This window comes from Cryobacterium sp. TMT1-2-2 (genome assembly GCF_004403505.1).
Classification (GTDB): Bacteria; Actinomycetota; Actinomycetes; order Actinomycetales; family Microbacteriaceae; genus Cryobacterium; species Cryobacterium flavum.
The window spans coordinates 64,790-89,172 of record NZ_SOGS01000002.1 but is presented as its reverse complement, the minus strand read 5'-3'; the positions used below and the strand labels follow the sequence as shown (position 1 = coordinate 89,172).

Here is a 24,383-nt window from a genome sequence, read left to right as displayed (position 1 = left end):
CTGAACCACTTCTGAAACACAGGGCGGCTCGTAGACTTCGATCATGGCAATACTTATCGATCAGCCTAGCTGGCCGGCGCACGGAACGGTGTGGGCACACCTCGTGAGCGACTCGAATCTGCACGAATTGCACGCTTTCGCCGCTCAGGCCGGTATTCCCCGGCGTGGCTTCGACCTCGACCACTACGACGTGCCTGAAGGCCGCTACGCGGACCTGGTGGCCGCCGGGGCCGTGCCGGTGAGCTTTCGGGAGATGATCGTGCGGCTGCGCTCCAGCGGGCTGCGTGTGACCGCCCGGGAGCGGCGCGGACTGTAGCCTCGGCTACTGCCAGGTGGCGTCGAAGCCGAGCACGCTGCGGCGCACCGCGCCGGTAGCCACGTTCACGAACAGGGTCGTTGCATCCGTTGCCTGAGCATTGACCGGGTATCCGTCGGAGCGCTCGGTCTCACGGTTCGGCACGATCTGCACGGCCAGGAACTGGTCGTTCGGCGAGAGCTCGAATCCAACAATGGTTTCGTCAGCGGATGCCGGCGCATAGATGGTGCGCGCCTCACCACCCTGCACCAGCGAGAGATATTGCCTGACCGAACCGGTAGCGGCGTCGAACTCGGCGACGCGCTGCACGTAGCTGTCGGAGTCCGTGCCGGCTCCCCCGGCAAGGAAGCGCAGCTCGGCGGTGTACTGGGTGGTGCCTTCCACGCTCTGCGGCACGATGGCGGACTCTGTGCCCTGCGACAGATCAAGCACGTACTGGCCGTCGCGGTCCGACACGGCGATGCGCACGCCGTCGGGCGCGAACGCGGTGAGGTTCGCGAATTGCCCGAGCGGTACCGATGGGTCGAATTCGGGTTCATTCTCGAGCGGGTTGCCGCCGGACTGGTTTAGCGGATTGATCAGCAGCAAGGTCGAATCGAATTGCTGTGCAACGATGTCGGCGCGATTGGCCATGAATCCCCAGGTCGTAACACTCAGCGGGCCACCCTCGAGGGCGGGGACCGCAGTGGCATTGTTGGTGCGCAGGTCGAGCACGAACAGCACGTTGTCGTAGTGCGGGCCTGCGGCATCCGCTGCGCTGGTGAAACGAAAACCGAGCAGGGACTGGCCGGGCGCGGCTTGCAGATCCTGCACGAGGCCGACACCGGGCAGGTTGAGAGCTTCGGCGGTACCGTCGGCATCAACGCGATAGAGCGCGTTGGCCAGATCGGGGTTCACCGTGACCACGGCGAGTTCGCTGCCCATCGGCACGAACTGCTGGATGTTCGCCGACTCGAAGGCCACCTCGGTGTCAGCCCTGCCGGTCGTGGTCCGCAGGATGCGGTCCGTGCCGCGCGTGCCGGCTTCGGCGGCCGACGCCGCGCGACTGAGGTAGTACAGCGAGGGTTCGCTCGTACTGAAGGCTGCCCTGACGGTCGATTCTCGGTCGACGGCCGTGCCGGTAATGCCTTGCACGGAGACCGCGTAGTCGGTGTTGTAGGCGAGTGGCTGCGGGAAGGAGATCACGACGGAATTCGCGCTCGTGGTGACCTGAAAGGCTGCGGACGGCTCGATACTCACCTGCTCCGGGGCGATGTCGGTCAACTGACGGTTCGTCGCGAGCACGAGGCGCGCGTTTGCGGAAGAGACCACGGCGGTGGTGTCGACGTCGACGTCGGTGAGCCGGGGGCCGGTCAGCAGGTTGACGGCGACCAGGGCAACGCAGGCCGCGACCAGGCCGCCGACGAGTATCCAGAGGGTACGGCGGAATGGGCGGGTCGACCGTGCCGGGAGCGGTTGCCCGGTCAACAGGTCAGCAGAGGGGTCAGTAGACATAGGGGTCATTCGGCTGGTCTACGGGAAGGATCTCGACCGGGGTGATCGCGAGTGGATCGCTCGCTGATGCGCTCACGCTCAGCTCGAACCGGCCGGTGATCTGCACCCAGTCATCGACCTTGTACTCGGCCTGCCAGCCCGGCAGGTAGACCGGAACGCCGATCGGCTGGGCGTCGACCGCGCAACAGGTGACGACGAACCGGGCCACATAGAACACGTTATCGGGGTCTTTGGCGTCAGGCGTGACGAACCCGGTGACCTGAGCGGTTTTGTCGGCGTAGAAGGCCGGATCGGAGGATTGCGCGAGCAGGGAGACCCACTCGCGCACGCTGAGCTGCTCAAAGTCGCCGGTGCCGATGAGCGCCGCGGCCTGGTCGGCGTCGTCGTCGGTGCCGAGCCCGCCGGAATTGACCTCGCGCTGGGTTGCCGTGGCGCTGGTCAGGGTGGTCGGCGGGACCACGACCATGGCGACGCCCATGATCAGCAGCAGCCCGACTCCGACCCCGGTCAGAGTCGTTTGGACCCGACCGCTGCGTTCGACCTCAAAACCGCGTCGACGGGCGAACCCGGCGGCGACGAGCACAAGCCCGACCACGGCCATGGCGATCGTGAAAACGAAATAGCGAGGGTGGATATAGAGGCCGAGCTGGCCGCTCAGGGCCAGCCACAGGGTCGCGACAACGACCACGAGGCTGAGCAGCACACCCTGCCAGCGCTCAGCCCAATAGCGGAGGGCCCCGAACAGCTTTCGGTCAGGCAACATAGTTCACCAGCAATCCGAGCGCGGCGCTCATGAGGCCCACCACGACCGTGATCTGCACCAGGGTGCGACTGGTGAAGGTCGTGCGCATGAGGGCGAGCATCTTGACGTCGATCAGGGCACCGAACACGAGGAACGCCACGATTCCGCCGGGCAGAAAGGTACTGCCGAACGACAGCACGAAGAACGCGTCAACGTTGGAGCAGACCGCCACGATGAAAGCCAGCGCCATCATGGCGAGCACCGACCAGACCGGGTTGCTGCCGAGCGCGAGCAGCACCGACCGCGGCACGAACACCTGGGTGAGGGCGGCTACGGCGGAGCCGATGAACAGGGCCGGCATGATGACCGATGTTTCGCGAATGAAGATCTCGGTGGTCTGGCTGAACCGGCTCTCCCGGTGGTGTGCATGATCGTGCCCGCTCGTGGACCCGACCGCGCAGGCGGCCGCGAACCTGGTCGTCAGCAGGCTCTGCGGGTCGGGGTGCTTGCTGAACAGCCAGCCTACGACGTTGGCGATGAGGAATCCGCCGACCAGCCGCGCGACCAGAATGTGGCCGTCCCAGCCGAAGGCCTGGTGCGTGGTGATTATGGTGATCGGGTTGAGAATGGGCGCGGCGAGCAGAAAGGTGATCGATTCGGAGACGGTGAACCCACCGACCATGAATCCGCGGGCGAGCGGCACGTTGCCGCACTCGCAGACCGGAAAGAACATGCCGAGCAGCGAGATCGTGGCGCGCCGCAGAATGGGGTTGCGTGGCAGATGCCGGGCCAGAACGCCGTGCGGCAGCCAAACCTGCACGACCGCCGAGAGTAGGATGCCCAGAAATACGAACGGCACCGACTCGATGATGACGCTGATCGCCAGGGTCAGGGTGTCCTGCACCCGGTCGGGCAGTTGGAAATCGCTCAGCTGCTCGTCGATGAAGGCGGGCGAAAGCGCCCGCACGACGAAAACGGCGAGCACCACCAACACCCCCGCGGTGAGGCCGAGAGGCCATCGCCGCAGGAGAGGGAGCTGCCCGCCGATTGCGTTACCGTCTGACTTCTGTTTGGGCCTAGTCGCCGTGCGGCGGCTGGCTGGACGTCGACGCTGAGGTCGCCGAACCGGTTGCGGTCAAAATGGCCTGCCCGGCGGAACCGCCGGCGGTCGTGACGCGACGGCTGCGCGCGCGTCCCTGACCGGGAAGTTTCGGTTCCGGCAGCGAGTCGAGCACCGAATCCAGCAGCTGGTCGGTGACCTGCTTGCTGGGGCGCCGGGTGGTGCGTGTGGACTTCTTCACCGGAATGTCGAGGATGTCAACAGACTCCGATGTGTCGGGGGCGGGGGTCGGCACGATCGGTGTTGAAACGGTCGGCGCTCCGGCTGCGAGGGTGCTGCGCCCACCGCGGGTGCGGGGTGCGGTATCCGTTGCTTTCGTCGCGACGAACTGCTCAGTGACGGGGGCAGCGGATGCCTCGGGCTCGGCCTGCTGCGTGCTAGACAGTTCCGTGCCGGCCTGCTGCGTGCTAGACAGTTCCGTGCCGGCCTGCTGCGTGCTAGACAGTTCCGTGCCGGCCTGCTGCGTGCTAGACAGTTCCGTGCCGGCCTGCTGCGCGTTGGCCAGTTCCGTGCTGGCCTGGCGGGCGCGGGCCTGCTCGGACCGCGACTGCTGGGTGCGCGCGTTCTGGCCGCGCGACCGCGACTGCCGACCGCGTGAACGCTCGGTGCTCGCCGGTTCGGCGCCTGCCGGTCCGGCCTGCTCGGCGTTCGCCGTGTCGGCGTGCTCGGCGTCGACCGGTGCGGTGCCGACCTGCTCGGTACCGACCTGCTCGGTACCGACCTGCACGGTACCGACCTGCACGGTGCCGGCCGAATCGGTGTGGGCAGATTCGGTCGTGACCGGCGCTATGGTCGCTGCGTCAGCATCCGCTTCCCTGCTTTCGGGCGGAATGATCGAGATCGAGCCGGTGCGGGTGATGGTGCGCGCGGCGATCAGTGCGAGAGCCTGTTTGGCGTCCTCGGTGATGCCGTGGGTGCCCTGGCCGCTCTTCGGCGCGTCAAAAGCGCTGTCGCGCTGACCTGAGTTGTGCCCGTTGTCCCGGTTACTGCCGGAGCCGCCAGTGCTGGAGGCGTTGCTGCCGCCACTGTTATTGGGGGCGGAGCTGCCGGCCTTGGCGCGCGGTCGGCGCTCCTGCGGCGGCTGCGCGGTCTGGCGGTGCTTGATCACCGGGTCGTGGTGCACGATGATGCCGCGACCTGCGCAGGCCTCGCAGTTTTCACTGAACGACTCCAGCAGGCCGAGGCCGAGCTTCTTACGGGTCATCTGTACGAGTCCGAGCGAGGTGACCTCGGCCACCTGGTGTTTGGTGCGGTCGCGGCTGAGGCACTCGATCAAGCGACGCGACACCAGGTCGCGGTTCGATTCGAGCACCATGTCGATGAAGTCGACCACGATGATGCCGCCAATGTCGCGCAGGCGCAGCTGGCGCACGATCTCCTCGGCCGCTTCGAGGTTGTTTTTGGTGACGGTCTCTTCGAGGTTGCCGCCGCTGCCGACGAACTTGCCGGTGTTGACGTCGACGACGGTCATGGCCTCGGTGCGGTCGATCACGAGGGATCCGCCGGACGGCAGCCAGACCTTGCGGTCGAGAGCCTTCTCGATCTGCTCCGAGATGCGGAACTCGTCGAACGCGTCGACCTCGCCCTCGTAGGTTTCAACGCGCTCGAGCAGGTCGGGAGCTACCTGGCTGAGGTAGGTCTCAATAGTGGCGCGCACGTCAGGGCCGGCCACGACCATCCGCTGGAAATCTTCGTTGAAAACATCGCGCACGATCTTGACCAGCAGGTCGGGCTCGCTGTGCAGCTCGGCGGGGGCCTGGGCCGATTCGACCTGCTCCGCGATGTGCGCCCACTGTTCGCGCAGTCGGTTGACGTCGACGGTGAGCTGCTCGTCGGTGGCGCCCTCGGCGGCGGTGCGCACGATGACTCCGACATTGTCGGGCAGAACCTCCTTGAGGATCTTCTTCAGGCGCGCACGCTCGGTGTCGGGGAGCTTACGGCTGATGCCGTTCATCGAACCGTTGGGCACGTAAACGAGGTAGCGGCCAGGCAGGGACACCTGGCTGGTGAGGCGGGCGCCCTTGTGACCGATCGGGTCTTTGGTGACCTGCACAAGGACCTTGTCGCCGGGCTTGAGGGCCAGCTCGATGCGGCGGGCCTGGTTGCTGCTGCCGGAGTTCTCGGCGGCAGCGTCCCAGTCGACCTCACCGGAGTAGAGCACGGCGTTGCGGCCGCGTCCGATGTCGACGAACGCGGCTTCCATGCTCGGGAGCACGTTCTGCACCCGGCCCAGGTAGACGTTGCCGATGAGCGAGGCGTCCTGATTCTTGGCCACGTAGTGCTCGACCAGCACGCCGTCTTCGAGGACGCCGATCTGGATCTTGTTGTGCTTGGCGCGCACGACCATGAGACGGTCGACGGACTCGCGGCGGGCGAGGAACTCGGCCTCGGTAATGACCGGGCGACGGCGCCCGGCATCACGGCCGTCGCGGCGACGCTGCTTCTTGGCTTCAAGCCGTGTGGATCCCTTGATGCGCTGGGGTTCGGTGATGAGCTCGGGTTCGCGCGGGGCGCGCACCTTGACGACGGTGTTGGCCGGGTCGTCGGTGCCTGAGCGGCTCTCGTCGCCGGTGCGACGACGGGCACGACGACGAACCGTCGTGGTTTCTTCTTCGTCGTCGTCGTCGTCCTGGTGCGACTGGCGGATGCCGGTGCGCGCCGGCATCGGCAGGATCTCCGGCGCCTGGAACAGCAGGGAGAACGACCGGCGCACGGGTACTGTCGCCTTGTCGTCGGCGGCGAGATCGGGCGTGACGTCGGTCATCTGCTGCGCTCCGGTGACGTTGTTGTACTCCGCGATGGTGACCCTGGCGGGCTCTGGCTCGGCGACGACCGGCGTTGCGGGTGCCTCGGCTGCTGGGGCGGCGGTCGACCGGGTGACCGGCGCCTTCCGGGTTGATTTGCGAGTGCCGAACAGGCTCTTGCGTTTCTTGTTTTCGTTGTCTTCCACCATCACTGGTGCGCTCCTTGACCGCTGTGGATGACCGCGCCACCCACCGGTTACTCTCTCGTGCGAGGTTGTCACCTTCGTGAAAACCCCGCGAATTTTTTACTGCGGCAACCGGCTTTGCCCCCCGGTCTTGGTCGAAACTGTGCTCGGGGACTGTGCTCTGGCTGCAAATACTTCGGATCGTGGGACCCTAATTCCGGGCGACTGTTGCCCAGGCAAGCTCTGTACTCATTAAGACTCATTAAGCTCAGTGGCGTCTGCTTGAGCGCGGCTCAACGACTACCCACGATTATCGCATGTAATCGCACAAAGCCGTGCAGCGCGAGTGGCATAATCACAAGAGTGCCAACGACAGAGCGTTCTCAGCGTCCAACCGGCCTGGCTATTTTCCTGATCATCGCCGGGATCATCGCGTTTGCGGCGGCATTCGCGCTCACGCTCGACAAGCTCCACCTGCTGGAAGACAAGAACGCTCAACTGAGCTGCAGCTTCAGCGTTCTCATCGGCTGCGCGACCAATCTCGCCTCCCCACAGGGCGCCATCCTCGGCTTTCCGAACCCGCTGATCGGACTCGCCGCCTGGAGCGTGGTCATCACGATCGGCGTGGCCATTCTGGCCGGGGCCCGATTCGCCCGCTGGTTCTGGGTGGGCTTCAACATCGGTATGCTCGCCGCGATCATATTCGTGATCTGGTTGATCGGCCAGAGCATTTTCGTGCTCGATGTGCTGTGCCCATGGTGCATGGTGACCTGGGCGGTGACCATTCCGGCTTTTCTGGCCGTGACCCTCTACAACTTCAAGGTCGGGAATCTGCCGGGCGGGGCATCCGTTCGCCGGTTCGCCGGAGCCGCGTATTCCTGGATCTTCGTCATCACGATCGTCTGCTACATCGTGTTCTTCATCGTGGCGCAGGTCAACATGGACGTGCTCAACCGTCTTTAGTTGCACAACCAGAATGGCCCCGCCTCGAAAACGAGACGGGGCCTTTCGTGACGCTCTGGTTAGTCGAACCAGAGCGCGAGCTCGCGAGCGGCGGATTCGGGCGAATCGGAGCCATGCACGAGGTTCTGCTGAACCTTCGAACCCCAGTCACGACCGAGGTCACCGCGAATGGTGCCGGGAGCTGCAGTTGTCGGGTCGGTGGTACCGGCCAGGGCTCGGAAACCCTCGATGACGCGGTTGCCGGCAATGCGGAAGGCGACGATGGGGCCGCTTTCCATGAATTCGACGAGGGGTTCGAAGAACGGCTTGCCCTCGTGCTCGGCGTAGTGCGCGGCCAGCAGCGAGCGGTCGGGTTCAACCAGCTTCAGGTCAACCAGGGAATAGCCCTTGGCCTCGATGCGGCGCAAAATCTCGCCGGTCAGGTTGCGCGCAACGCCGTCGGGCTTGACCAAGACGAGGGTTTCTTCGATCGGGGTGTTCATGCAATCTCCTTGGGTTGATCTGGATTCGTGTGATCTATTCGAGAGCCGGTGATCATGCAGTAGGCCCACATGGCGGCAAAGAGGGCGCCGACAAAAAACATGGCCGGGGTGACGAACCCGGTGGCGATGATGATCGCCTGCAGCGCCCAGCCGATCGGGTAGGACCACCTGTAGCGGAGCAGTCCGATCAGGCCGACCATGGCCAGCACGAGCAACACGCCTCCGATGATGACGGCCAGCGGCGAGACCGGTGTGGGTTCGGTCGCCACCGACACGAGACCCAGGGTGACGACGGCACCGAGAAAGACAACGATCGTCTCGAAGCCGAGCAAAATCGTGGCGAGCGACCGTTTCACCGAGCGCGGCCCCGACGACCGGCGAGACCGGCCTGCGCCGGACCTGCCTGCGCCAGACTCGTCAGCGCCGTCGGCCACGAGGCTCACTTCTCCATCCATTCCCCGGCGGCGGCGAGCGTGATCGCTTCGCCGACGAGCACGATCGAGCCGGTGACCAGCACAGCGCGTTTGGGCGCCTCGGCCGCCCACTCGCGGGCGCTCTCGAGCGCAGCGGCCAGATCGTCGAAGCGGAAGGTGACCTCGTCGCTGGTCCACTTGGCGATGTTGTCGGCCAGGTCGTCCATGCGCACGGCCCGCTCGGAGTGCGGCTCCGTGACGTAGAAGCGGTCGACCTGAGGGGCGAGCGCCGCGACGATGCCCTCGGCGTCCTTGTCGGCGAGGACTCCAACGACCACGGCGATGTCGTCGAAGTCGAAGTAGGCCTCGAGCGCGGCGGCGAGGGCCATCGCTCCGTGCGGGTTGTGCGCGGCATCCACGAGCACCGTCGGTTCGATGCCGACGAGTTGCAGGCGGCCGGGCGAGGTCGCCGTGGCGAGGCCCTCGGCGAGCAGGTCACCGACCAGGGCCTGGCTGCCAGCGCCGAGGAACGATTCGACGGCGGCGATGGCCACCGCGGCGTTTTGCGCCTGATGGGTACCGTAGAGCGGCAGGAACAATTCGGTGTATGTGCCGGCCAGACCGCGCACCGAGATGACCTGGCCGCCAACGGCCACGGTGCTCGAAAGCAGTTCAAAGCCTTCATTCTCGTGGGCCAGGGTCGACTCGCTCAGTTCTGCCGCACGATCCAGCTCGGCCCGCACGTCGGCGCTTTGCGCCGCGGAGACAACGGATGCCGCCGGCTTGATGATGCCGCTCTTGGTGCGGGCGATCTCGGCGACGGTGTTGCCAAGGCGCAGCGTGTGGTCGAGCGCGATCGGGGTGAACACCGCGACCTGGCCGTCGGCGACGTTGGTGGAATCCCACTCACCGCCCATGCCGACCTCGATCACGGCCACGTCGACCGGCGCGTCGGCGAAGCAGGCGAAGGCCAGCACGGTCAGCGCTTCGAAGAAGGTCAGCGGGACATCCCCGGCAGCTTCGAGTTCTGTGTCGACGAGTTGCAGGTAGGGCTTGATATCGGCCCAGTTCGCGGCCAGGATCTGGTCGCTGATCGGTTCGCCGTCAATGACGATGCGCTCGTTCAGACGCACCAGGTGCGGGCTGGTCAGCAGGCCGGTGCGCAGCCCGTACGCCCGCACGATGCTCTCGACCAGGCGGCTCGTGCTGGTTTTACCGTTGGTGCCGGCCACGTGAATGATCGGATACGAGCCCTGCGGGTCGCCGAGAAAGTCGAGGGCACGCCGGGTGGGCGCCAGGCGCGGCTGCGGCTGGGCCTCCCCCACCCGCTGCAGAAGCTCGGCGAAGACGGCGTCTCCGGCTTCGCGGAAGGCGTCGAGCGGGGCCGGCTGATTCATCGGCTCCTCGTCGTCGCCGCGACCGGTGATGTTCTTCCAGTCAGCGGTGTCGTCAGTGGGATTGTCGTTGTCAGACAAGGATTGCTCCATTCACGCGTGCGACGGCCACGATGACGGCGCCCAGATTGACATAGTGGTCGGCTTCAAAGCGAACGTAGTGCTCGACGGGCGCGCCGACCCGGGCTTCCAGCCACTCCGACGGGAGCTCGGCCGAGAATTCGCCGGTTGACGGGCGGTGCGTTGTGAAACTCGTGGCGAGAGTTTCCGCCGCGACGTCGACGCCGAGGGCGAGGTCGAAGCTGTCGGCATCCGCTTCGCTCTGAAAGACCAGATCGAGACGGATGCGGTCGCTCACCTGAAAACCGGCCGACTTGCGGGTGTCCTGCACGGCGCGAATCAGGTCGCGGGCGAACCCCTCAGCCTCGAGTTCAGGCGTGGTATTCGTGGCGAGCAGCGTGAATCCGCCGCCGGGCAGCAGGGCGAGTGCGGCTCCGCCGTCGTCGGCGTCACTGTTCGCCTCGAGGGTCAGGTCGTACTCGCTCGGTTCCAGGGCGATGCCGCCGGCCGTGACACGGCCGTCGGTCTCCCTCCAGTCGCCGGCGCGGGCGGCCTTGATGACCTGCTGCACCTGCTTGCCGAGGCGCGGACCGGCGGCGCGGGCATTCACGACGAGCTTGCTCGTGACTCCGTATGCGGCGGCACTGTCGTCTTCGAGCTCGATCAGGGTGACCGTCTTCACGTTGAGTTCGTCGCGCAGGATGCCGCTGAAGGCTCCGAGCGCCGCGGTGTTGCCGGTGACGACGGTGAGGTTGGTCAACGGCAGGCGCACGCGCAGGCCGGCCTGCTTGCGCAGCGAGAGCACGGTGCTGCTGATCAGGCGCACCTGGTCCATCGCCGTGACGAGGGTCTCGTCGGCGGGAAACAGGGTGGCGTCCGGCCAGTCTTCGAGGTGCACGCTGCGACCGCCGGTGAGGCCCTGCCAGATGCGCTCGGTGACGAGGGGCAGCAGCGGCGCGGTCACCCGGCAGACGGTTTCGAGCACGGTGTACAGGGTGTCGAAGGCTTCGTGCTCGGTGGCACCGAAAGCCGCGCCACCCCAGAACCGGTCGCGCGACCGGCGCACGTACCAGTTGGTGAGCACGTCGGCGAAGTCGCGCAGGCGCGCCGCGGCGACCGTGCTGTCGAGGGCTTCGAGGTCGGCCGTGACGCCCACGATCAGGTCCCGGGTCTTGGCCAGAAGGTAGCGGTCGAGCACGTCGGTCGAATCGGTGCGCCAGGTGGCCTCATAGCCGGTGGCACCGTCAGTACCCGAGGCGTTCGCGTACAGGGTGAAGAAGTAGTACGTGCTCCAGAGCGGCAGCATGACCTGGCGAGCACCCTCTCGAATGCCTTCCTCGGTGACGACCAGGTTGCCGCCGCGCAGTACCGGCGAGCTCATCAGGAACCAGCGCATGGCGTCGGCGCCGTCGCGGTCGAAGACCTCATTGACGTCGGGATAGTTGCGCAGCGACTTCGACATCTTCTGGCCGTCGTTGCCGAGCACGATGCCGTGGCTGACCACGTTCTTGAAGGCCGGCCGGTCGAACAGGGCGGTGGAGAGCACGTGCAGCAGGTAGAACCAGCCGCGAGTCTGTCCGATGTACTCCACGATGAAGTCGGCCGGGTTGTGCGCTTCGAACCATTCCCGATTCTCGAACGGGTAGTGCACCTGGGCGAACGGCATCGATCCGGAGTCGAACCAGACGTCGAGCACGTCCGTGATGCGGCGCATCGTCGACTGGCCGGTGGGGTCGTCCGGGTTCGGACGGGTCAGTTCGTCGATGTAAGGGCGGTGCAGGTCGGTGGGGCGCACCCCGAAATCGGCGGCCAACTCGTCGAGCGAGCCGTAGACATCCGTTCGGGGGTAATCGGGGTTGTCGCTCTTCCAGACCGGGATCGGTGAGCCCCAGTAACGGTTGCGGCTGATCGACCAGTCGCGGGCGTTGCCGATCCACTTGCCGAACTGGCCGTCCTTCACATTCTCGGGTACCCAGTTCACCTGTTGGTTGAGCTCGACCATGCGCGGGCGAAAGTCGGTGACGCGCACGAACCAGCTCGAGACGGCCTTATAGATGAGCGGGTTGCGGCAGCGCCAGCAGTGCGGGTAGGAGTGCTCGTAGCTGGCCTGGCGCAGCAGCCGGCCGTTGGCCTTGAGCAGCGCGGTGAGCGGCTTGTTGGCGTCGCTCCAGAGCGCTCCGGCGACGTCGGGAACGTCGCTGAGGAACTTGCCGCCGTCGTCGAGCGAGAGGATCACCGGGATGCCGGCGGCCTCACCGATCTTCTGGTCCTCCTCGCCGTAAGCGGGAGCCTGGTGCACGATGCCGGTACCGTCGCTCGTGGTGACGTAGTCGGCCACGAGGATGCGCCACGCATTCTGCGTGCCCCAGACCGACTCGTCGGCGTAGTAATCGAACAGGCGGTCGTAGCTGACGCCCTCGAGCTCGCTGCCGATAATTGTGCGCGACACGGCAGCGGATGCCTCGGCGGCACTCTCGTAGCCCAGGTCCTTCGCGTAGTTGCCGACCAGATCGATGGCGATGAGGTATTCGGCACCGAGCACAGTCGCTGCGGTATCGGTGCCTTCGCGCAGCACCTCGGCGTCGGGCGTACCGTTCGGGCCGGCCGGAACGACGGCGTAGACAATCTCGGGGCCAACGGCGAGCGCGAAGTTCGTCGGCAGGGTCCACGGGGTCGTGGTCCAGGCCAGGGCGCGCACGGCGGTGAGGCCGAGCGTCTCCGCCTTGGCGCCGATCAGCGGGAAGGTCACGGTGACGGTCTGGTCCTGGCGCATCTTGTAGACGTCGTCGTCCATGCGCAGTTCGTGGTTGGACAGCGGGGTCTGGTCGCGCCAGCAGTACGGCAGCACTCGGTAGCCCTCGTAGGCGAGGCCCTTGGTGTGCAGCTGTTTGAACGCCCAGATTACCGATTCCATGAAGGTGATGTCGAGGGTCTTGTAGTCGTTCTTGAAGTCAACCCAGCGGGCCTGGCGGGTGACGTACTCTTCCCAGTCTTTGGTGTATTCCAGCACCGACTCGCGGGCGACCGCGTTGAATGCGGCGAGGCCCATCTCTTCGATCTGGCTTTTGTCCGTGATGCCGAGTTTGCGCTCCGCCTCCAGCTCAGCGGGAAGACCGTGGGTGTCCCAGCCGAACCGGCGGTGCACCTGCTTGCCGCGCATGGTCTGAAAACGGGGGAACAGGTCCTTGGCGTAGCCGGTGAGCAGGTGGCCGTAGTGCGGCAGACCGTTGGCGAACGGCGGGCCGTCGTAGAAGGTCCATTCCTCGGCGCCGGCGCGTTGGTCGATGGAGGCCTGAAAGGTGTCGTCGTTCTTCCAGAATTCCAGCACCTCGGTCTCGAGGGCCGGAAAATTCGGCGACGGAACGATGGCTTCGCCGGGTGTGGCACCGTTTTGGGTATTGCGGCTCTTGGGGTACAAAATGCTTCTCCTACCGGGACGGGTCACTGGGCCCTGCTCCACGAGGACGAACGATTCTGGAGAAATCGCCGCGGTACCACCTCGCTTGCCACCCGAAACTGCCGGATGACCGCTTGTTCACAGGCTGTAACGGGCCCGACTCGTTCGGTTCTACTGAGCTGGCTGCCCGAGGGCTTCCAGCTGTTCTTCCGAAGACTTCCCGGTGATGGCCGGGTCACTGTCATTCGTTTTAATCGTACCGGATGAATGCTCGTGACTGATATGTCGGCAGAAGAACGGATGCGCGTACTGACTGTCCCCCGTTGGCCCGACGTAGCCTAACGTTGAGGGGTGCCCCGCAAGGCATACCTGTGAACGCAAACTCGGCGCGCATCCGCCGGGAAAAGAGATTCTTCATGCCCCTTCGGCACCCCTGGCGCACCCGTCGTCTGCTCGCCGCCACCACCGGCATCATTGCCCTGGGCTTGCTCGTCGCCGGCTGCACCCCGGCCGGCTCGAACGAACCGGTCGGGGAACCGAAAACCGGCGGCACGCTCACCTATGCCTCGGGCGACGCCGAACCGACCTGCCTCGACCCGCACGTCGGCGGCAACTTTCCTCAGGCGCTGGTCAGCGCCCAATACCTGGAATCTCTCGTTTCCCGGGACACCGCCGGCACGATCATCCCGTGGCTGGCCGAGTCCTGGATCCCGAGCGAGGACGGCCTGACCTGGGACTTCACCCTGCGCTCTGACGTGACCTTCACCGACGGCACCGTGTTCGACGCGGCGGCCGTGCAGGCCAATATCGTCCACCTGCAAGACCCGACAACCCTGTCGTCGACCGGCTATCTCGCGCTCGGTAAGGTCACCGGCACCGAAGCGGTCTCCCCCACCGTGGTGCGCTTCACCCTCAGCGAACCGGACAGCGCCCTGCTGGAATCGCTCTCCCAGACCTGGCTCGCCATGGAATCGCCGACCGCGCTCGAGCGCAGCCAGGACGAGAACTGCGCGAGCCCGGTCGGTACCGGCCCGTTCCTCGTGGACAGCTGGGTGAAGCAGAACGCGATCACCCTCGTGCGCAATGACGACTACGTCTCCCCACCAGCGGATGCCGCCCACGCCGGCCCCGCTTACCTCGACAAGGTCATCTGGCGGTTCATCCCCGACTCCGCCTCCCGCTACGCCGCCCTGCAGTCCGGTGAGGTCGACGTGATCGACAACGCCCAGCCCGACACCATCGTGCAGGCGAAGCAGAGCGATTCGATCGAGCAGCTCGACTCTCCGCGACCCGGTGCCTCCAACCGCATCGAACTGAACTCGGGTCAGGCCCCCTTCAACGATGTGCGCGTTCGTGAGGCGTTCATCCGCTCAGCCAACGTCGACGACGCCGTCTCGAGCCTCTTCCAGGGCACCGCCACCCGGTCGTATTCGGCCCTGTCGAGCGCAGAGAGCACCGCCGTCTCGAACCCCGCACTGTTCGACTACGACCCGGCCGCCGCCGTTACGCTGCTCCAGGCGGCCGGCTGGGGCGAAACGGATGCCGACGGCTACCGCATCAAAGACGGCGTGCGGCTGAGCGTGGAGTTTCCGGTGAGCACGAACCAGTCGATCCCGGCCGAGCAGAGCGTGTTCGAACAGATTCAGGCCACGGCGAAGGAGACCGGCTTCGAGGTCAAGCTGGCCCCGATGGACCTCTCGAGCTGGTACGCCGCCCTCGCCAGTAACGACTATGACGCGGTGAGCGCGCCGTACACCAAGGTCGGCCCCGACGTGCTGCGCATTCTGTACCACTCCGCCAGTATCGTGCCGGCGCCGAGCGGGTACTTCGCCAACCTGGCCCAGGTCAATGACCCCGCCATCGACGAGCTGCTGACGACCGCGGCGCGCACCACGGATGCCGCCGAGCGCGCCTCGCTCTACGCCGACGCCCAGAACCGCATTCTGGAGGGTTTCTACATCTTGCCGCTCTACGACCAGCAGAACCACTACCTGCTGCGCAGCGACGTCATAGGCTTGCGCACCCTGCCGACCGTGGCCGTGCCCACGCTCTACGACACGTGGCTGAACCGGTAGCGCCGCCCGATCGGCCCGGGGCGGGGTCGGTTCGACCGGCCTCTGACAGCGCTCCCGGTCGACGCCGGGCCGTGCTGCGCCTGCTGAGACGCGTTCTCGCCCGCCTGGGCGGAGCGGTCTTCGTACTGTGGGCGGTGGCATCCGTCACCTTCTTCGCGGTGCGCCTCATTCCGGGCGACCCGGCCCAGGCCGTGCTCGGCGGCCCCGGATCGCAGGCTTCTCCGGAAGCCCTCGCCGCGGTCAACGCCGAGTACGGCTTTGACCAGCCCGTGATCGTGCAGTATTTCGCCCAGCTCGGCCGGCTCGCAACCGGCGACCTGGGCCGGTCCTACGCCCTCAACCAGGACGTCGGGTCGCTCATGCTGAGCCAGCTCGGCGGCACCCTGCTGCTGGCCGTGCACGCTCTGGCCCTGGCCTGGCTGCTCGCCCTCGCCCTGGCGACCTGGTCTACCCTAAGCGGTCGGATCGCCTCCCGGGTGGGGTCGGCGCTCGAAATCGTCGCGGCAGCGCTGCCGCATTTCTGGCTGGCCACCTCGCTCATCGTCGTGTTCAGCATCTGGCTCGGCGTGCTGCCGCCGATCAGCACCGGCGGCGCCCTCGGCCTGGTGCTGCCGGTACTCACCCTGGCCATACCGCTGGCCGGATTTCTCGGCCAGATCATGCGCGAATCCCTGCTCCGCGCCCTGGAGAGCCCGTTCGTGCTCTCGGCCCGCGCCCGCGGCGAAAGCGAGAGCGGCGTGCGCTGGATCCACGCGCTACGCCACGCCTCCCTGCCCGCGATCAGCCTGTCCGGCTGGGCCTTCGGCTCGTTGATCAGCGGCGCGGTCGTGGTCGAAACCATTTTCGCTCGCCCCGGCCTCGGCCGCACCCTGCTGAACGCGGTCACCCTGCGTGACGTTCCCGTGGTGATCGGCGTCGTGATGATCGTCGCGGTCGCCTACATTCTCATGACCCTGCTGACGGATGCCGTCAGTCGTCTGGTCGATCCCCGATTGCGCCTCTCATGAGCGACCTGGAGGTGCAGGTCGGGCTGGCCGCGCAGGCCGGCCAGCCCGACCGGGCGGCACAGTCTGGTCGACGACGACGCGTCGGCGTCGCCGAGACAGCGGCCGCAGTGCTCGCCCTGTTCCTGCTGGCATCGGCCGTGGTGCCGCAGCTGCTCGCCCCGGGCGACCCGCTCGGCATCGACCCACTTTCGGCCTTTCAGCCGCCTTCCGGCGCGCACGGCTTCGGCACCGATGAATCGGGTCGAGACATCTACACCCGGGTCGTTCACGGCACCCAGTACTCGCTCCTGATCGGCGGCGCCGCCACCGCGATCGGATTGGGGCTCGGCATCGTGCTGGGCACCCTGGCCGGAATGCTCGGCCGCGTCGTTGACTTCACCGTGAACCGAGTTCTCGAGGTGCTGTTCGCTTTTCCCGGACTGCTCCTGGCCCTGCTGTTCATCCTGATCTTCGGCCCCGGCGTGGCGACCGCCACGATCGCTGTCGGGCTGTCGACCGCGCCCGGGTATGCCCGCATTATTCGGGCCCAGCTGATCTCGGTGCGCTCCGCTGCCTTCGTCGAGGCCGCGACCGTGCTCGGACGCACCCGCTGGCAGATTCTGCTGCGCCACATCCTGCCGAACACCCTTGCTCCCCTGTTCGTGCTCGCGACCCTCGGCATCGGCCAGGCCATCGTCTGGGCAGCCACTCTCAGCTACCTCGGGCTCGGAGCCGAACCGCCGACCGCGGAATGGGGCGCCATGCTCTCGGCCGGACGCACCTACATCACATCGGCCTGGTGGATGAGCTTCTTTCCCGGTCTGTTCATCGTGCTGACCGCCGTCACCGCCACTGTGCTCGGCCGCAGCATCGACCGTCGAATGAGGCACGCATGAGCGAGGCAGACACGAGCGCGGCACGCCGGAACGGCGACACATCTCGGAGTGAGCGCGCTGCCGCGTTGTCCGTACGTAATCTGCGGGTGGGATTCGGCGCAGCCGCACCGGTTGTCCGGGGCGTATCCTTCGATATCGCGCCGGGCGAGTGCCTCGCCATCGTCGGCGAATCCGGCTCGGGAAAGAGCGTGACCGCCCGCAGCCTGCTCGGTCTGGCCGGTGCGAACGCCCGGGTCAGCGCCGACCGGCTCGAGCTCGGCGGCCACAGCGTGCTCGGCCTGACCGAGCCTGCCTGGCAGGCCCGCCGCGGCAAGGACGTCGGACTGGTGCTGCAGGATGCTCTGGTCTCGCTCGACCCGCTGCGACCGATCGGCCGGGAGATCGCCGACTCCCTCCGTCTGCACACCGGTCTCGGCGCCTCCGCGCGGGCAGAGCGGGTGCTCGAGTTGCTCGACGCCGTCGGTCTGCCAGACCCCGAGTTGCAGGTGCAGAAGCTCTCCGGGCAGCTTTCCGGCGGGGAACGCCAACGCGCCCTGATTGCCGCGGCGATAGCGCTGAGCCCGCCGCTGCTCATTGCCGACGAACCGACGACGGCCCTCGATGTGACCGTTCAGGCCCAGATCCTGGCGCTGCTCGAGCAGATCACCGGTGCCGGCACCGCCGTGCTGCTGATCAGTCATGACCTCGCCGTGGTCAGCCGCATCGCGCACCGGGTGGCAGTCCTGCACGATGGCGTGCTGGTGGAGACCGGCCGTACCGAGCGGGTTTTGGGGTGGCCCGAGCAGAAACAGACCCGGCGCATGGTCGCCGCGATACCCGCCGACAAGCCGCGCGGCACGAGGCTGAGCGAAGCCGACACCCCGAACATTCCCGATACCGCGATCGACTCTGTTCAAAAGACTCCCGCCGACAACACCATCGTGCTCGAAGCCATCGGCCTGTCCAAGAGTTTTCGACACCCCGACGGTACCCGGCAGCTCGCCGTGGATACGGTCTCGTTCGCCCTGCCCCGCGGCAGCACCCTCGGAATTGTGGGCGAATCCGGCTCCGGCAAGACCACGACGGCGCGACTTCTGCTCGCGCTCCTCACGCCGGAGCACGGCGAGGTTCGGGTGTTCGGCCAGCCCTGGAGCACGGCCCGCGAGAAAACGCGGCGTGCTCTGCGCCCCGGCGTTGGGGCGATCTATCAGGATGCCCTCGGCTCGTTCGATCCGCGCTGGAGCGTCGCCGAGATCCTCAGTGACGCCCTGAGCCTTGGCCGACAGCGCCGCACGCCGCAGACGACGGCGCGGCTCGCGACCCTGCTCGACGAGGTCGGCCTCGCCGCCACGGTGCTGCTCCGACGTCCGCTCGAGCTCTCCGGCGGGCAGCGGCAGCGGGTCGGTATCGCCCGTGCCCTGGCCGGGAAGCCCCAGATTCTCATCTGCGACGAACCGGTCTCCTCGCTCGACGTGACCGTGCAGGCCCAGGTGCTCGACCTGCTCGACGACGTCCAGCGGGAACGCGGGCTCAGCCTCGTCTTCATCTCACACGACCTCGGTGTCGTGGCGCACGTCAGCGATCAGATCGCGGTCATGCGTGCGGGCCGCATCGTGGAGCTCGGTCCAGCGCTGCGCGTGTTTGCCGAGCCGCAGCATCCGTATTCAGCACAGCTGCTCGCCGCCGTGCCCCGCTTGTCGGCCTGATCCCACGCCGACAAGCCGTACCGGAAGCCCCCGTTCGGGGAAAAAGAACCGATCAGGTAGATTAGATGGGCACACGAGGCACCTCACCATCGACACGGTGCCGAATACCGAACCGGAGAAGTATGACCAACACCGATCGCGCCCCCGCATCCAACGTTCCCGAAAAGCCCGCCCTCGAAGGGCTCGAAGCCAAGTGGGAATCCCGCTGGGACACCGATGGAACCTACCGCTTCGCCCGGGAGAACGCCACCCGCGAAACGATCTACTCGATCGACACTCCCCCGCCGACCGCCTCCGGTTCGCTGCACATCGGGCACGTGTTCTCCTACACCCACACCGACGTCGTCGCCCGGTTCCAGCGGATGCGCGGCAAGAACGTCTTCTACCCGATGGGCTGGGACGACAACGGCCTGCCCACCGAGAGGCGCGTGCAGAACTACTACGGCGTGCGCTGCGACCCATCGCTTGGCTACACCGAGAACTTCGTGCCGCCGTTCGAGGGTGGCGACGGCAAGAGCACCAAGGCTGCCGATCAGCTGCCCGTCAGCCGCCGCAACTTCATCGAGCTGTGCGAAACCCTCACCAAAGAAGATGAGAAGCAGTTCGAAGCCCTCTGGCGCACCCTCGGTCTGAGTGTCGACTGGACCCAGACCTACCGCACCATCGGCCCGGAAGCCCTGTTCACCTCACAGCTCGCCTTTCTCGGCAACGTCGAACGAGGCGAGGCCTACCAGGCCATGGCGCCCACGCTCTGGGACGTCACCTTTCGCACCGCGGTGGCCCAGGCCGAACTCGAAGACAAAGACATGCCGGCCGCATACCACCGGGTGTCGTTCGCAAAGCCCGACGGAACGACGATCGAGATCGAGACGACCCGTCCCGAACTGATGCCGGCCTGCGTGGCCCTGGTGGCGCATCCGGATGACGAACGCTACAAGCACCTGTTCGGCACCACGGTGACGACCCCCGTGTTCGGTGTCGAAGTTCCGGTGCTCGCCCACCACCTCGCCCAGAAGGACAAGGGGTCAGGCATCGCCATGATCTGCACCTTCGGCGATGTGACCGACGTGGTCTGGTGGCGCGAGCTCGACCTGCCCAATCGCGCGATCATGGGCTTCGACGGCCGAATCATTGCCGACGTGCCAGAGGCGATCACCTCCGAAGCCGGGCGTGCAGCGTATGCGCAACTCGCTGGCAAGACCGTGTTCGGCGCCAAGGCCGCCGTGGTCGAGCTGTTGAAAGCCAGCGGCGACCTGATCGGTGACCCGAAACCGATCGTGCACGCGGTGAAGTTCTTCGAAAAGGGCGACAAGCCGCTCGAAATCGTTTCCACCCGGCAGTGGTATATCCGCAACGGTGCTCGCGACGAGAAGCTGCGCTCGCGCCTGCTCGAGCACGGCACCGAGCTGGCCTGGCACCCCGAATTCATGAAGGTGCGCTACGAGAACTGGGTCAACGGTCTCACCGGCGACTGGCTCGTCTCCCGCCAGCGTTTCTTCGGCGTGCCGCTGCCGGTCTGGTACCCGCTCGACGAGGGCGCCAACCCCGTCTTCGACCAGCCGATCGTCGCCACCCGCGACCTGCTGCCGGTGGACCCGTCATCGGATGCCGCACCCGGCTACACCGAAAGCCAGCGCGGCCAGGCCGGCGGCTTCGTCGGTGAGGTCGACGTCATGGACACCTGGGCCACCTCCTCGCTCACCCCGCAGCTCGCCGGCGGCTGGGAACGCGACCCGGAGCTGTTCGAGCTGGTCTTCCCGTACTCGCTTCGCCCGCAGGGCCAGGACATCATTCGCACCTGGTTGTTCTCCACCCTGCTGCGCGCCGAGCAGCAGCACGGCACGTCCCCATGGCAGCACGCCGCGCTCAGCGGCTTCATCGTGGACCCCGACCGCAAGAAGATGTCGAAGTCGAAGGGCAACGTGGTCACCCCGGCCGACATGCTCGAAACGCACGGCTCCGACGCGGTGCGCTATTGGGCGGCATCCTCTCGCCTAGGCACCGACGCGGCCTTCGACCCGCAGAACCCGACGCAGATCAAGATCGGCCGACGCCTGGCCATCAAGATTCTCAATGCGAGCAAGTTCGTCTCCATGTCTGCCGGCAGCATCGACGCCCCGATCACCGAGCCGGTCGACCAGAGCATGCTCGCCGGTCTCACCGCCGTAGTCGCCCAGGCCACGACCGCGTTCGAGAACTACGACCACGCGCGCGCCCTGGAAACCACGGAAAGCTTCTTCTGGACCTTCTGCGACGACTACCTCGAACTGGTGAAGGAACGCGCCTACGGCGAGCCCGGCCCGGCGCAGGCATCCGCTGTTGCCGCGCTGCGCACCGCGCTGGCCACCCTGCTGCGCCTGTTCGCACCGTTTGTTCCGTTCGCGACCGAAGAGGCGTGGTCGTGGTCGAACGCGGGCTCGGTGCACACCGCTCCGTGGCCGATCGCGGCCGACCTGCTCGGCAGCGACGAGGTCGCCACCGGCAACATCGCTCTGCTTGATTTGGCCAGCCGGGCGCTGACGGGCATCCGTCGTGCCAAGACTGATGCGAAAGCGTCGCAGAAGTCCGAGGTGGATTCCGCAGTAATATGCGGTGCACCCGCCGAGATCGCACTGCTCACCCTGGCCGCCGCTGATCTCAAAGCGGTCGGTCGGATTCAAGAACTAACCTTTGTCGACGGCAGCGAACTCGCTGTGACCGAGATCGTGTTCGCCACCGTGTTGGAAAGCTAGGAGACCAGATGTCCGTAACCGTGCGCCCGCTGGGCGATAAAGACTTTTTCGCCTGGCTGGGCCTGTTCGAGGGCTACAGCGCGTTCTACGAGAGCGAACTAACCGACCAGAAAGCCCTGCAGGTCTGGAGCTGGATCATCGACGCGAACAACGACCTCGACGGCGCCGTCGCGGTCAACGACGACGGTGACTTCGTGGGCTTCGCGCACTACCGCAGCGTGCCGCGCACGCTCAGCGGTGACCTCGCACTGTTCCTGGACGACCTCTACGTCGCCGAGGACGCTCGCGGCCAAGGCGTCGGCACCCAGTTGATGGAGTTCACCAAGGACTACGCCCGACAGCACAAACTCGCCCAGGTTCAGCTGCTGACCGCGGCCGACAACGCGACCGCGCAGGTGCTCTATGACCAGCTTGGCACGCGTACCGACTGGGTCACCTACGAAATCGACGTCTAGACCATGCAACTGGGTACCCGGTGGACCCTCGGCGGCACCCTGCCGACCGGTCTTCCGCACGTTGTCGAAATCGCCGTGCGCGCCGTCGAGGAAGACTCCACAGCTCTCGCCGTCGACACCAGCACCTGGCGTTGGACGCTGACCTGGCTGGAGTCCAAGCCGGTGATCGAGCTCGACGATGGCACCATCATCCGCTACAACCCGGTGGACGACAGCGCCACCATCACACAGCCGTCGACCACTGTCGATGACGACGACGAGGAATGGATCTAGCTTCGCCCGTGTAGCCTCTCGGTGATACACATGCTACCGTCTGTGTATTATCCTAGTGATACACGAAAGGTGGCCAGCGTGCTCTTTCTCCTTTACTTCGTCCTCGTCTTCATCGTTGTCGGGGTTGTTCGGGTGGGCAGCCGCAAGCGCCTGGCCGGCCTGGTCGTGACGGTTGACGACATTGGCACGGTCAGAGCGCGCCGGTTCGCCCGCTCGATCATGGTGCGCAACATCAGCGCCCTCGCGGCCGGCGGCGTGGTGCTCTGGGCGCTCGACCTGGTCAACCAGGCCCAGCCCGGCTGGTACGGCCTGCCGCTGATCGGCCTGACTGTGCTGCTCGCCGCAGCGACTCTGTTCGCGCTCGGCCGCATCGCCTCGGCCGCACGCTCCGAACAATTCAGCGACCTCGATCGTGCCGTGCGCATTCTGGCCACGCGGGTGGTCATGCAGCTTAGTTCCGGAGCGCTGTTTCTGTACTTCGGGGGCGTTCTGCTGTTCGCCGGCTGGACCACCAGCAACGCCGCGACCGTCTTCGCCCCGGGCGGGGTTGCTCTCTCCTCCGTGCAGCCGGCCGCCGCCATCGGCCTCACCGAGGTCATCGCCGGGCTGGTGGTCGCTCTGCTCGGCGGGGTTCTGGTCATCCTGGCTATTCTTGATGCGACCAGGCAGCCACTCGGCCGGGTTGCCGTCGTCGGCACCCCGGCAGTGGATGCGGCATCCGCTCGCGAGTCATGACCACCCGCGCATGATCACCCTCGACGACGAGCACCCCACACCTCCGTTCGAACAGATCCGCGCGCAGCTGGCGGATCAGATCCGCGCCGGAACGCTTGCGGCCGACCATCGCCTGCCGTCGGTGCGCCAGCTCGCGGCCGATTTACGCGTGGCGACCGGCACCATCGCGCGCGCTTACGCGGCGCTGGAAGCGGCCGGGCTTATCTCAACCAGCCGTGGCAGCGGCACCCGGGTTCGCGCCGATCAGTGCCTCGACGACGAATCCCGGGCCAGCGCTCGACGCTTCGTGCACGCCCTGCAGCAGCGCGGGGTCAGTCTCGACGACGCGCTGAGTGCGGTGCGCGCCGAGTGGCCCCGCCTGCCCTGATTCGCGGCCTCGCGTCAGGCTCGGGCCAGAATCTCGCCGTGCGGCATGCCGAACCAGCCGTTGGGGTCGCGTACCCACTCGCGCCAGCCCACGGCCATCCGTTTGAGATCGGCGAGGTCGGCCAGCCCCGACTCGATAGCGTGCGCTGCAAAACTTGATTCGGTCACTCGCACCGCCCACGATTCGCCCCACCACTCGCGCTCGGCATCCGACGCGAAGCACCAGATGGATGCGCTGCTGGTCACCGCGGTGAATCCGGCCCGCCGGGCCCAGGCCTTCAGCGACCTACCGGCATCGGGGTCACCTCCGTTCCAGGAGTGAACCTCGCGGTAGACCCGCATCCAGTCGACCAGGCCGTCGATGTTCGGTGCGATCATGACTCCGCCGTAGTCGACGTCGCGGGCGGCGAACACGCCGCCAGGCTTGAGCACCCGGCGAATCTCGGCCATCGCCGCGACCGGGTCGGCCAGGTGCTGCAGCACTTGGTGGGCGTGCACGATATCGAACGTCGCATCGGGCCAGGCGAGTGCGTAGACGTCCCCGACCTGGAAACTCGCGTTGTGTACCCCCTCATCGGCGGCCAGGCCGGTCGCGCGCGCGACGATATCGCTCGACGCGTCGATGCCGACCACGCGGCCCGGAGCGAGCCGATGGGCCAGATCGACCGTGATCGTGCCGGGGCCGCAGCCCACATCGAGCAGCACGCTCCCGGCCTGCAATTCTGGAATGAGGTAGGCCGCCGAGTTCGCGACCGTGCGCCAGGTATGCGAGCGCAGCACGCTCTCATGGTGCCCGTGGGTGTATTCGTCACGTGGAGCGGACTCTGAACTGCCGGTCAGGTGGGTCATGGTGAGATCCTACGCGCAGCC

Annotated in this window: 20 protein-coding genes and 1 pseudogene; 12 read left to right on the top strand and 9 right to left on the bottom strand. The window is 66.5% G+C overall.

Going from position 1 to position 24,383, the window contains the following annotated elements:
- Positions 1-43 precede the first annotated feature (43 nt).
- Positions 44-316: a DUF4031 domain-containing protein gene (locus E3T35_RS00575; protein WP_092339966.1), complete on the top strand. Its 273-nt coding sequence runs from the start codon at positions 44-46 to the stop codon at positions 314-316.
- Between the two features lie 6 nt (positions 317-322).
- Here the strand turns inward: E3T35_RS00575 and E3T35_RS00570 are convergent, their stop codons facing one another.
- The 3 genes from E3T35_RS00570 to E3T35_RS00560 are packed head-to-tail and all read right to left on the bottom strand — an operon-like array spanning position 323 to position 3,546.
- Positions 323-1,810 carry a hypothetical protein gene (locus E3T35_RS00570; protein WP_134377603.1) on the bottom strand — a complete coding sequence of 496 codons (1,488 nt, stop codon included), beginning with the start codon at positions 1,808-1,810 and terminating at the stop codon, positions 323-325.
- Positions 1,800-2,573 carry a TIGR03943 family protein gene (locus tag E3T35_RS00565; protein ID WP_134377602.1) on the bottom strand — a complete coding sequence of 258 codons (774 nt, stop codon included), beginning with the start codon at positions 2,571-2,573 and terminating at the stop codon, positions 1,800-1,802. The genes E3T35_RS00570 and E3T35_RS00565 overlap by 11 nt, the downstream gene beginning before the upstream one ends.
- Positions 2,563-3,546, bottom strand: a complete 984-nt coding sequence (locus E3T35_RS00560) for a permease (RefSeq protein WP_241988678.1) — start codon at positions 3,544-3,546, stop codon at positions 2,563-2,565. Before E3T35_RS00560 ends, E3T35_RS00565 begins: the two co-directional genes overlap by 11 nt.
- 787 nt (positions 3,547-4,333) lie before the next feature.
- Here E3T35_RS00560 and E3T35_RS20115 point away from each other — a divergent pair.
- Positions 4,334-4,636, top strand: a complete 303-nt coding sequence (locus tag E3T35_RS20115; RefSeq protein ID WP_370449289.1) for a pentapeptide repeat-containing protein — start codon at positions 4,334-4,336, stop codon at positions 4,634-4,636.
- Positions 4,637-4,834: 198 nt separating this feature from the next.
- Here E3T35_RS20115 and E3T35_RS20110 read toward each other — a convergent pair.
- Positions 4,835-6,019, bottom strand: a pseudogene (locus E3T35_RS20110) (Rne/Rng family ribonuclease); the annotation flags it as partial.
- 945 nt (positions 6,020-6,964) lie between these two features.
- On the opposite strand from E3T35_RS20110, the gene E3T35_RS00550 reads away from it, so the two are divergent.
- Positions 6,965-7,564: a vitamin K epoxide reductase family protein gene (locus E3T35_RS00550; RefSeq protein WP_241988677.1), complete on the top strand. Its 600-nt coding sequence runs from the start codon at positions 6,965-6,967 to the stop codon at positions 7,562-7,564.
- A gap of 59 nt (positions 7,565-7,623) precedes the next feature.
- Here E3T35_RS00550 and ndk read toward each other — a convergent pair whose 3' ends face one another.
- The 4 genes from ndk to ileS form a co-directional block, all read right to left on the bottom strand.
- The gene (ndk, locus tag E3T35_RS00545; RefSeq protein WP_092339961.1) at positions 7,624-8,046 is read right to left on the bottom strand and encodes a nucleoside-diphosphate kinase; all 423 of its coding nucleotides are present in this window, start codon (positions 8,044-8,046) and stop codon (positions 7,624-7,626) included.
- Positions 8,043-8,489, bottom strand: a complete 447-nt coding sequence (locus tag E3T35_RS00540) for a DUF4233 domain-containing protein (RefSeq protein ID WP_241987615.1) — start codon at positions 8,487-8,489, stop codon at positions 8,043-8,045. The genes ndk and E3T35_RS00540 overlap by 4 nt, the downstream gene beginning before the upstream one ends.
- Complete coding sequence (locus tag E3T35_RS00535; RefSeq protein WP_166789804.1) at positions 8,486-9,856, bottom strand: folylpolyglutamate synthase/dihydrofolate synthase family protein; 1,371 nt, start codon at positions 9,854-9,856, stop codon at positions 8,486-8,488. The genes E3T35_RS00540 and E3T35_RS00535 overlap by 4 nt, the downstream gene beginning before the upstream one ends.
- Before the next feature lie 70 nt (positions 9,857-9,926).
- Positions 9,927-13,334 (bottom strand): isoleucine--tRNA ligase, encoded by a 3,408-nt coding sequence (gene ileS / locus E3T35_RS00530; RefSeq protein WP_134377747.1) that lies wholly within the window; start codon positions 13,332-13,334, stop codon positions 9,927-9,929.
- 392 nt (positions 13,335-13,726) lie between these two features.
- On the opposite strand from ileS, the gene E3T35_RS00525 reads away from it, so the two are divergent.
- From E3T35_RS00525 to E3T35_RS00485, 9 genes are all read left to right on the top strand, one after another.
- A complete protein-coding gene (locus E3T35_RS00525) occupies positions 13,727-15,385 on the top strand; it encodes an ABC transporter substrate-binding protein (RefSeq protein WP_134377598.1) in 1,659 nt (552 codons plus the stop codon).
- Complete coding sequence (locus E3T35_RS00520; protein ID WP_370449280.1) at positions 15,370-16,392, top strand: ABC transporter permease; 1,023 nt, start codon at positions 15,370-15,372, stop codon at positions 16,390-16,392. Before E3T35_RS00525 ends, E3T35_RS00520 begins: the two co-directional genes overlap by 16 nt.
- Complete coding sequence (locus E3T35_RS19540) at positions 16,389-17,267, top strand: ABC transporter permease (protein WP_134377597.1); 879 nt, start codon at positions 16,389-16,391, stop codon at positions 17,265-17,267. The genes E3T35_RS00520 and E3T35_RS19540 overlap by 4 nt, the downstream gene beginning before the upstream one ends.
- The gene (locus tag E3T35_RS00510; RefSeq protein ID WP_198420984.1) at positions 17,264-18,952 is read left to right on the top strand and encodes an ABC transporter ATP-binding protein; all 1,689 of its coding nucleotides are present in this window, start codon (positions 17,264-17,266) and stop codon (positions 18,950-18,952) included. The genes E3T35_RS19540 and E3T35_RS00510 overlap by 4 nt, the downstream gene beginning before the upstream one ends.
- 122 nt (positions 18,953-19,074) lie before the next feature.
- Positions 19,075-21,684, top strand: a complete 2,610-nt coding sequence (gene valS / locus E3T35_RS00505) for a valine--tRNA ligase (RefSeq protein ID WP_134377595.1) — start codon at positions 19,075-19,077, stop codon at positions 21,682-21,684.
- Positions 21,685-21,692: 8 nt separating this feature from the next.
- Positions 21,693-22,139: a GNAT family N-acetyltransferase gene (locus E3T35_RS00500; protein ID WP_134344100.1), complete on the top strand. Its 447-nt coding sequence runs from the start codon at positions 21,693-21,695 to the stop codon at positions 22,137-22,139.
- A 3-nt stretch (positions 22,140-22,142) separates the two neighbouring features.
- Positions 22,143-22,412 carry a hypothetical protein gene (locus E3T35_RS00495; protein WP_092339953.1) on the top strand — a complete coding sequence of 90 codons (270 nt, stop codon included), beginning with the start codon at positions 22,143-22,145 and terminating at the stop codon, positions 22,410-22,412.
- A gap of 78 nt (positions 22,413-22,490) precedes the next feature.
- Entirely contained in the window at positions 22,491-23,147 is a 657-nt protein-coding gene (locus tag E3T35_RS00490; protein WP_134377594.1) for a hypothetical protein, read from the top strand.
- 10 nt (positions 23,148-23,157) lie between these two features.
- On the top strand, positions 23,158-23,514 hold the full coding sequence (locus E3T35_RS00485; RefSeq protein ID WP_134377593.1) for a GntR family transcriptional regulator: 357 nt from the start codon (positions 23,158-23,160) through the stop codon (positions 23,512-23,514).
- Between the two features lie 14 nt (positions 23,515-23,528).
- On the opposite strand, the gene E3T35_RS00480 is transcribed toward E3T35_RS00485, so the two are convergent.
- Positions 23,529-24,362: a methyltransferase domain-containing protein gene (locus E3T35_RS00480; RefSeq protein ID WP_134377592.1), complete on the bottom strand. Its 834-nt coding sequence runs from the start codon at positions 24,360-24,362 to the stop codon at positions 23,529-23,531.
- Between the last annotated feature and the right edge of the window lie 21 nt (positions 24,363-24,383).

Excerpts from the sequence above, each read along its gene's own strand:
- E3T35_RS19540 (WP_134377597.1), top strand. The coding sequence starts at position 16,389 with ATGAGCGACCTGGAGGTGCAGGTCGGGCTGGCCGCGCAGGCCGGCCAG.
- E3T35_RS00535 (WP_166789804.1), bottom strand. The coding sequence starts at position 9,856 with ATGAATCAGCCGGCCCCGCTCGACGCCTTCCGCGAAGCCGGAGACGCC.
- E3T35_RS00575 (WP_092339966.1), top strand. The coding sequence starts at position 44 with ATGGCAATACTTATCGATCAGCCTAGCTGGCCGGCGCACGGAACGGTG.
- E3T35_RS00485 (WP_134377593.1), top strand. The coding sequence starts at position 23,158 with ATGATCACCCTCGACGACGAGCACCCCACACCTCCGTTCGAACAGATC.
- E3T35_RS00500 (WP_134344100.1), top strand. The coding sequence starts at position 21,693 with ATGTCCGTAACCGTGCGCCCGCTGGGCGATAAAGACTTTTTCGCCTGG.
- E3T35_RS00565 (WP_134377602.1), bottom strand. The coding sequence starts at position 2,573 with ATGTTGCCTGACCGAAAGCTGTTCGGGGCCCTCCGCTATTGGGCTGAG.
- E3T35_RS00480 (WP_134377592.1), bottom strand. The coding sequence starts at position 24,362 with ATGACCCACCTGACCGGCAGTTCAGAGTCCGCTCCACGTGACGAATAC.
- E3T35_RS00570 (WP_134377603.1), bottom strand. The coding sequence starts at position 1,810 with ATGTCTACTGACCCCTCTGCTGACCTGTTGACCGGGCAACCGCTCCCG.
- ndk (WP_092339961.1), bottom strand. The coding sequence starts at position 8,046 with ATGAACACCCCGATCGAAGAAACCCTCGTCTTGGTCAAGCCCGACGGC.
- valS (WP_134377595.1), top strand. The coding sequence starts at position 19,075 with ATGACCAACACCGATCGCGCCCCCGCATCCAACGTTCCCGAAAAGCCC.
- E3T35_RS00510 (WP_198420984.1), top strand. The coding sequence starts at position 17,264 with ATGAGCGAGGCAGACACGAGCGCGGCACGCCGGAACGGCGACACATCT.
- E3T35_RS00525 (WP_134377598.1), top strand. The coding sequence starts at position 13,727 with ATGCCCCTTCGGCACCCCTGGCGCACCCGTCGTCTGCTCGCCGCCACC.
- E3T35_RS00495 (WP_092339953.1), top strand. The coding sequence starts at position 22,143 with ATGCAACTGGGTACCCGGTGGACCCTCGGCGGCACCCTGCCGACCGGT.